Below are 7,287 nucleotides of genomic sequence, written 5' to 3'. Positions count from 1 at the left end.
CAACCGAAAATTCAGTTAATTTTGCTGACAATCTGTCAGTATGCCAAAATAGCCCATTTTTAATGTCTGACAAAAGATTAGGCACTCTGACAGGAATGGCAGATTCTTCGGAGTGATGAGTTTTGAGTTTTGAATAGGTTTAAAAAATTTCAGATTTGGGATTTCTGATTTCGGAAATAGAAGATGATAAAATGTAAATCATTACCGAACGAAAATAAAGCATTGTAATAATAACAAAAACGATGTAGATGCAACCCTTGCGGTTGCCATTCCGAATGCGGCAACCGCAAAGGTTGCCCCTACATTCCCAAAAACGAAAAAGATACACAAAGAGGATTTATCTAAAATTAGTTTTAGAACCAAAATTTTGAAGAAATCATGATTCCACTTAGTCGGTGAATAAATTCACCGACTAAAAAAAGAATACGCCAATTTCAAAGAACCAATAACCTGTAACACGACAAAGGCTGTTAAGTAGAATTATACCTACTACATACTTTTAGAAGAAATAGATTTCATCGTATTAAGGTCAATTTATTAAGTTAGTGGGCAAAATAAAATTTAAGATTATGCTTTGGGCTTTCAGGTAACGGCTTTCGGCGGTGGGTTTTGGAAAAAAGCATGGCGATGGGTAATAAAAAACATGTTAACACTCTGTGCCTTGTGCCTGTTGCCTTGTCCCTAAACCCATCACTTAAATCTTATTTTGCACTACTACTTAACTTATATACTGTTAACTTTTAACTTAAAGCAACTTATCTCGAAATGAAAATTTATATCCACACATTACTCAACGATGCTGAAAAGCAATTATTAATCAATGCTTTACCTCCAGAAAAAGGCTACCAGCTCAGTTTTGGTGATACCTTATTACCCGAAAATCGTAAAAAAACCTTCTTGGAGGCAAGCGTATGTATGGGCAATGTGCCCTTGGATTGGGCGGAGGAAAGTACCCAATTACAGTGGCTTCAATTACATTCTGCTGGCTTAGATCCGTATCAAAAATTATCCCACAGCCGTTTTCCTATTACGCATCTTAAAGGATTTTTTGGTCAGTCAGTGGCAGAAACCGCAGTGGCTGGTATTATGGCAGTCTATCGTGGCATCGACCGTTTGTCAGTATTACAAACCCAAAATCACTGGGTAGGTGGCAGTATTCGTCCTTCATTGCATTTATTATTTAGAAAAAAAGTGGGGATTTTAGGAAATGGCGCAATTGGTCAAACGGTAGCTAAAATCCTAAAAGGTTTTGACTGCGACATTAAAATCTTTTCAAGAACGGCCATCGAAGGAGAAGTTTGGTCGTGGTCTGACATAGGAGCCTATTTACCAGAGTTGGATATTTTAGTCGCTTGTTTACCAGAAACTTCTGAAACTATTGGCTTGATTGATGAGGCTTTTCTGAATCAAATGAAAAAAGAAGCCTTGTTTGTCAATGTAGGTCGTGGTTCGGCAGTGGACGAACCTGTTTTAATCGAAAAGCTACAAACTAATGCTATCGCTGGGGCTGTTTTAGATGTTACGGTAGAAGAACCGCTTCCAGAAAATCATGTCTTGTGGAATATGCCCAATGTGCTGTTGACGCAACATTCGTCAGGAGGATGGGCAGAGGAAAACGCCGATAAGGTAAGAGTATTTTTAAACAATCTTCAACGTTTTGAAAACGATGAGCCTTTAGAAAATATCGCAGATTTGGCAAAAGGATACTAGGGAGTGAGGAGTTTTGAGTTTTGAGTGCGGAGTTATCCGCATTCAAAACCCCGTAGAGACGTAATATTTTACGTCTCCAAACCAAAGAACCCAAACCCAAAATACTAGTTCAAGACTTTGTCTTGGACTTTTTATTTAAAACAGTTTATAAACTGGAGAAAATGCTAGTCCGAGACAAAGTCTCGAACTAGTCTCTACAAAAAAATTAAATTCCTAATTTTGATATTAACTTGGCGCCCATGCTGTTTTTATTCGAAATATATCGCACGCTCGCACCGATATATGGCGCAGTGCCAGGGTGATAAGTTTGAAGATTTTCTACGGCAGAATTAAAGATTTTGTCTTGCCTAAAGGTAACAATTCCTCCTTCCAAGGATAAATTGAATACTTTCAATACGTGAGCATTGGCGGAAACTGTGAATTTTACATGCTGATAATTTTCTTTTCTGGATAACTTTTCTCCCGAACCTAATTCCTGAAAACCTGCACTGTAGCCTCCTAAAGCAATATTTCCTCCCAAATTAAACCATTCTGTGATTTTGCGGGTACCTGTTACCTGAAATGGCAAAATCCCAGAAATACGCCAATCTTCATTGATACGTTTGTTAAAACCAAATATTGGGATAATTCTAAATTTTTGATTAAAAGCCACCGCTGTTCCGTACATGATTTGGGTATTTAATCCCAATATTCTTACACGAGCCGCCCCACCCCACAAAAAAGGTTGTGGCGAAAAAAAGGTCTCATTAGATTCCGTAATACCTAAGCCTCCGCCATACAGCCAGAACTTGTCTCTTAAACTAGCCTTCAACTGAAAAACGCCAGCTGAAAGTGTTTTGTATCCTCCTGAAGGGGTCTCTTTCCCTGAAATGGTAGGATTGATTTGACTTAAATTAGCTACTAAAAAGGTATGTTTAGCTTGTATGTCAAACTTTTTCCCGAAACCAATACCTACATTAAAATCAGTAGAAAGTGGCACGAAGCCGAGTGTTGAAGTACGAGTAAGTCCAAAGTCTTTGCCATCGCCCATATTGGCAGAAGGCATCGCTTCGGTTTTGATGGTAATATTTGGATAAAAAATTTGTGAGAGTGAGTTGTTTTGGGCCTGAACAAATTGACCTAAAGCCGAAAGAGAAAATATAAAGCTGATTCTTTTAAACATATTATCAAAGGTTATATGCCGTTTAACGAAGCATATATAGAAATAGTATAGCAGGGCTGCAACCAAACCCGATACTTTGGGGTCTATACGTTAAACCTCAATCTATTCGTGTCTATTTTACTACAACAATTAATGAAAAAAAATCTATTTATTCTCGCACTGGTCTCATTAGCAATCTTACTGAATGCTTGTAACCAAATTTTGAAATGCGATGGCATTGCTTGTGTATCGCCTCCCCCTATTCCTCGATTCAAGATATTTAATGCATCTGGAGTAAATATTTCGGACTCGACAAATTACTTCCTCAAAATTGCCAACGATAGTACATCCTACAAAGGGACAATGGTTAAAACCTCCGAAGCGACGCTATATTGGGATATAATGTTTACCAAAGGAACAAATGGCATCAAAGATTACGAACTCTATGCGAACAAAACTAGATTAGGACAGATTCGTTATGAAATTAGTTTGAAGAAGTCAGGTTGCTGCTCCAATTACAGCATTGATGTATTGAGCTATAATAATGTTTCGCTCCTCAACACGCAGGATCAATATGGAAATTATACCATTAAACTAAAATGATTTAAAGAACTTTTTTGATTATTCAAAGGGAAATATTTAGAGGCAAAGACTAGAGCCTATTTTTGCAAAAGGGTTTCGGAAATTTAAAATCCTGAATCTCAGACACAAAATAATTTCCCAGATGAAATATAAAATGTTGGTATTGGACATGGACGACACCTTGTTGACCGATGACCACCGTATCTCAGAAAAGAATAAATCTGCCATTGCACAAGCACAAGAAGCAGGTGTAAAAGTAATATTAGCCTCTGGCAGACCCACTCCAGCCATGTTGAGTTATGCCAAAGAACTTGGCTTACATCAAAATAACTCTTATATCTTGGCATATAACGGCGCTGTAATCTTAGATATGACCACAGAAGAGGTACTTTTTGAACAAAGTATTAGCAAAGAAGATATACATGCTTTGTATGATTTTAGTCAAGAAAACGGGGTACATATTATTACTTATTTGGATGGAAATATTATAGCTTCGTCAAAATCTCCCTATATCGATATTGAGGCTCAAATTACCGGAATGCCTCTAATCGAAGTCGAGGATTTTAAAAAGGCCGTAGACCGCGACTCTGTAAAATGTATTATTCTTGATGAACCCGAGCGATTGATTGAAGTAATGGCAAAACTCAAAGCAAAAGTAAACCACAAAAGCATAACTACGTCCAAACCTTTCTTCTTGGAAATCATGCAATTGGGTATTGACAAGGCTGCAAGTTTGGATAGATTGGCTCAAAAATTAGGTATTTTATCTGACGAAATCATAGCGGTTGGCAACGCCAGCAATGACCTAACCATGATACAATATGCTGGATTAGGAGTATGGGTCGACAACGTAGAAGATGCCCTACGTCATCATGCCGATGTGGTAGTTGCTTCTAATAATGAAGACGGCGTTGCTGAAGTAATTGAAAGATTTATTTTGGAGGAAACGTTGGTTTAAATAGGAAATATTCCAATAAATGTTCATCAAAAAGCGGTAGAAATGAGGTTTCCACCGCTTTTTGATGAACATTTATTTTAGAATGACGCTTTTCAGACGCAATCATTGCGTCTCTACAAATAGACTCCAACTGATTACTGGACAAAATTGAAGATACTAGTTCAAGACTTAGTCTTGGACTCATTTTTTCAACAGTTTTAAACTGTTTTAAACATTCATTGAAAAAGTCTCAATACCTTTTCTATTTTTGTCCAGTAATTAGAGAATCCAATTTAAAAAATCACTTAACCGCTCAATAACAAAGACTAGTTCTCATAAATTGGTTTATCTCTTAGTCTCAGCCGTTGTCCCGAACGACCTGCGAACATAGCTCTTATTTCGGCGATGATTGAAATAGCAATTTCTTCTGGTGTACTTGCTCCTATATCCAAGCCAACGGGCGTAGCGATCCTCGCTAAATCCTCTGGTGAAATTGGGCTCCCCTCCTCCTCCATTTTCGCAAACATTTTATCTGTCCGCTTTTTAGGACCTAGCATTCCAATATACTTAATTGGCGTTGCCAATAAATTTCGCATATTTCTAAAATCTGTTTCATAATCGTGAGCCATCAAAACCGCTACCGTGTAAGAATCAATTTCGACTGTTTCAGCATCTTCCTTTGCGATAACATGGTCGGCCCAATCAAACAAGCGTTTGTGAACTTTTAGAGGATTACAAACGACCGAAACTTTCCAGCCTACTTCTTTGCTAAGTTGTACCATGGGGTAAATATCATAATTGCCACCATAAATCAAAATATGAGTGGCGGGCAAAATCACCTCAACAAATAAACTTACCTCGGCACCACTGTCCAAGGTAAAATGATAAGAACTTGATTTTTCGGAAAACAATGCGCCTTCTACAGCTTTTGTGACTTCGTCATGTATTTCGCTTAAAGGAAAATCAATTGCAAATTGACCATTATCATATTTATATACACTTCCCAATGGCAATTGCTCAGGTATATCGGTTGCAGTAACCGTTACAACCACCGTCGGAACACGTTTTTCGACAATATCTGATAAAATAGCTACAGGATTATTGCCATCAGTTGGGTCCAGGGGAGTAAGTAAAACATCAATGATACCATTACAACCCAATCCTACCCCTATCTGATAAGGATCGTCGTCGGTGGTGTCATAAGTAACGATGGAAGCTTTACCTTTAGCCATTGCCAAACGAGCTCTTTTGAGCGCATCACCCTCGAGGCATCCTCCGCTTATGCCCCCAATCCATTCACCCGAATCACTCACAAGCATTCGAGCCCCCGCTCGGCGATACGATGACCCTTCTACACGTACCACAGTGGCCAAAGCGGCAGAATGAGTCTCAAAATTCATCCTTTGATAGGCTTCAATAATTGCTTTTATCTCTTTCATTATTTTCAATAATTTCTGAACTAATAGTCGGTAGTTTTTACGCTAAAGTCTTCTAACAACAATTTTATAAAATCTCAACAATTACTTCATCAGTTTTACTCCTAGTTTGCCTTTTTTTTCGACCAACATCCAAAATCCTTCCACTAACATTTTTTCACCAACAGTCTGGTGGCATATTCAAATTGAACAAAGATGAAGAATGGTGCTTTTTTCTTTAATGAATAAATTATATTTTTTCAAGACAAAAAACTCTAAAAATTGTACTATTTCAAAGCAACTTGATAAAATACAAGTTTTGCTTTGAAAGATAAAAAATGTTTTATAAAATAGAGAAATAATTCAATTTAAAATTGTCTTAAACTAATTAACATTTGGTAATTCTTTAAAATAAAATTAGAAAAATACAATCATTTTTTTCATGACTTTTATCATTCTTTATCCAAATAACTTAACGAAAATATGCAATTAACTGGTTCACATATCTTGGCTGCTCCTATTGAGAAAGTCTGGCAGATGTTGATGGATACCGACATACTTGCTAAAATTGTCCCTGGGGTTTCGAGACTTGAAAAAACAGGTGAAAACCAATTTGAGGCGATTTCCGAAATAAAATTAGGCCCTGTCAGTGGCAAATTCTCGGGAGGACTCACCTTGTCTGATATTTTGGAGCCCTCTACTTTTACCCTAAACGTGAGTCAAAACAGCAAAATAGGCAATGCCGACGCTTCTATCAAAATCAATTTGGTAGCGCTCGATGCGCAACAGACAGAAATTAGTTTTGATGGAGACGCCAAATTATCTGGTCTATTAGCTCGAACAGGTCAGCGGGTATTAAGCGGTGTTGCTAATACATTAACCAAACAATTCTTCAGCAATTTTGAGGAAGAAATTGCCTCCTAAGTTGGCAATAACCTTTGATTCTAAAACAAACACAAACCTTTAAATAAAAACTATCGAAAATGGAAATTAAGATTTCAGTAAATGTAAACGGCAAGGATTATGTCCGAGAAGTGGAACCACGCACCCTTCTTGTGCATTTCTTGCGAGATACGCTTCGATTGACAGGTACACATATTGGTTGTGACACCAGTAGTTGTGGCGCCTGTACGATACATGTAGATGGCGTCGCCGTAAAATCTTGTACGATGTTGGCGGTTCAAGCAGATGGATGTTCGATTATTACCATTGAAGGTTTGGCCCAAGGGGCAGAACTACACCCTTTGCAGGAAGGATTTAAAGAATGTCATGGCTTACAATGCGGTTTTTGTACACCGGGAATGATTATGACGGCAGCAGATTTATTGGCAAAAAACCCTAGTCCAAGCGAAACCGAAATTCGCCATGGTTTGGAAGGGAATTTTTGCCGATGCACTGGTTATCATAATATCGTAAAAGCAGTGCAATACGCCGCTGAAAAGATGGGCACTGAAGTAAGTGCATAGAAGAATCTCCGATTAATCATTTTAAACATTCATCCA

Annotated in this window: 7 protein-coding genes; 5 read left to right on the top strand and 2 right to left on the bottom strand. The window is 37.8% G+C overall.

Annotated features, from left to right (window positions below):
• Window positions 1-765: 765 nt before the first annotated feature.
• Window positions 766-1,710, top strand: coding sequence for a D-2-hydroxyacid dehydrogenase (locus ACOVQ4_RS14790; RefSeq protein WP_421821399.1), 945 nt, complete (start codon window positions 766-768; stop codon window positions 1,708-1,710).
• 205 nt (window positions 1,711-1,915) lie between these two features.
• Here the strand turns inward: ACOVQ4_RS14790 and ACOVQ4_RS14785 are convergent, their stop codons facing one another.
• Window positions 1,916-2,872 (bottom strand): hypothetical protein, encoded by a 957-nt coding sequence (locus tag ACOVQ4_RS14785; protein ID WP_421821398.1) that lies wholly within the window; start codon window positions 2,870-2,872, stop codon window positions 1,916-1,918.
• A 132-nt stretch (window positions 2,873-3,004) separates the two neighbouring features.
• Between ACOVQ4_RS14785 and ACOVQ4_RS14780 the strand changes: the two genes are divergently transcribed.
• Complete coding sequence (locus ACOVQ4_RS14780; RefSeq protein ID WP_421821397.1) at window positions 3,005-3,454, top strand: hypothetical protein; 450 nt, start codon at window positions 3,005-3,007, stop codon at window positions 3,452-3,454.
• 121 nt (window positions 3,455-3,575) lie between these two features.
• Window positions 3,576-4,391: a Cof-type HAD-IIB family hydrolase gene (locus ACOVQ4_RS14775; protein ID WP_421821396.1), complete on the top strand. Its 816-nt coding sequence runs from the start codon at window positions 3,576-3,578 to the stop codon at window positions 4,389-4,391.
• Window positions 4,392-4,696: 305 nt separating this feature from the next.
• Here the strand turns inward: ACOVQ4_RS14775 and ACOVQ4_RS14770 are convergent, their stop codons facing one another.
• A complete protein-coding gene (locus ACOVQ4_RS14770; RefSeq protein ID WP_421821395.1) occupies window positions 4,697-5,809 on the bottom strand; it encodes an XdhC family protein in 1,113 nt (370 codons plus the stop codon).
• Window positions 5,810-6,268: 459 nt separating this feature from the next.
• On the opposite strand from ACOVQ4_RS14770, the gene ACOVQ4_RS14765 reads away from it, so the two are divergent.
• Entirely contained in the window at window positions 6,269-6,709 is a 441-nt protein-coding gene (locus tag ACOVQ4_RS14765) for a CoxG family protein (protein WP_421821394.1), read from the top strand.
• A 59-nt stretch (window positions 6,710-6,768) separates the two neighbouring features.
• Window positions 6,769-7,251 carry a (2Fe-2S)-binding protein gene (locus ACOVQ4_RS14760; RefSeq protein WP_421821393.1) on the top strand — a complete coding sequence of 161 codons (483 nt, stop codon included), beginning with the start codon at window positions 6,769-6,771 and terminating at the stop codon, window positions 7,249-7,251.
• Window positions 7,252-7,287 lie beyond the last annotated feature (36 nt).

The sequence above is a fragment of the Flectobacillus sp. genome (assembly GCF_049240685.1).
Classification (GTDB): Bacteria; Bacteroidota; Bacteroidia; order Cytophagales; family Spirosomataceae; genus Flectobacillus.
This window is presented reverse-complemented; position numbering and strand designations above follow the sequence as displayed.

What these genes read in the sequence shown, in the direction of transcription:
- ACOVQ4_RS14790 (WP_421821399.1), top strand. Translation starts at nt 766, where the DNA reads ATGAAAATTTATATCCACACATTACTCAACGATGCTGAAAAGCAATTA.
- ACOVQ4_RS14785 (WP_421821398.1), bottom strand. Translation starts at nt 2,872, where the DNA reads ATGTTTAAAAGAATCAGCTTTATATTTTCTCTTTCGGCTTTAGGTCAA.
- ACOVQ4_RS14780 (WP_421821397.1), top strand. Translation starts at nt 3,005, where the DNA reads ATGAAAAAAAATCTATTTATTCTCGCACTGGTCTCATTAGCAATCTTA.
- ACOVQ4_RS14775 (WP_421821396.1), top strand. Translation starts at nt 3,576, where the DNA reads ATGAAATATAAAATGTTGGTATTGGACATGGACGACACCTTGTTGACC.
- ACOVQ4_RS14770 (WP_421821395.1), bottom strand. Translation starts at nt 5,809, where the DNA reads ATGAAAGAGATAAAAGCAATTATTGAAGCCTATCAAAGGATGAATTTT.
- ACOVQ4_RS14765 (WP_421821394.1), top strand. Translation starts at nt 6,269, where the DNA reads ATGCAATTAACTGGTTCACATATCTTGGCTGCTCCTATTGAGAAAGTC.
- ACOVQ4_RS14760 (WP_421821393.1), top strand. Translation starts at nt 6,769, where the DNA reads ATGGAAATTAAGATTTCAGTAAATGTAAACGGCAAGGATTATGTCCGA.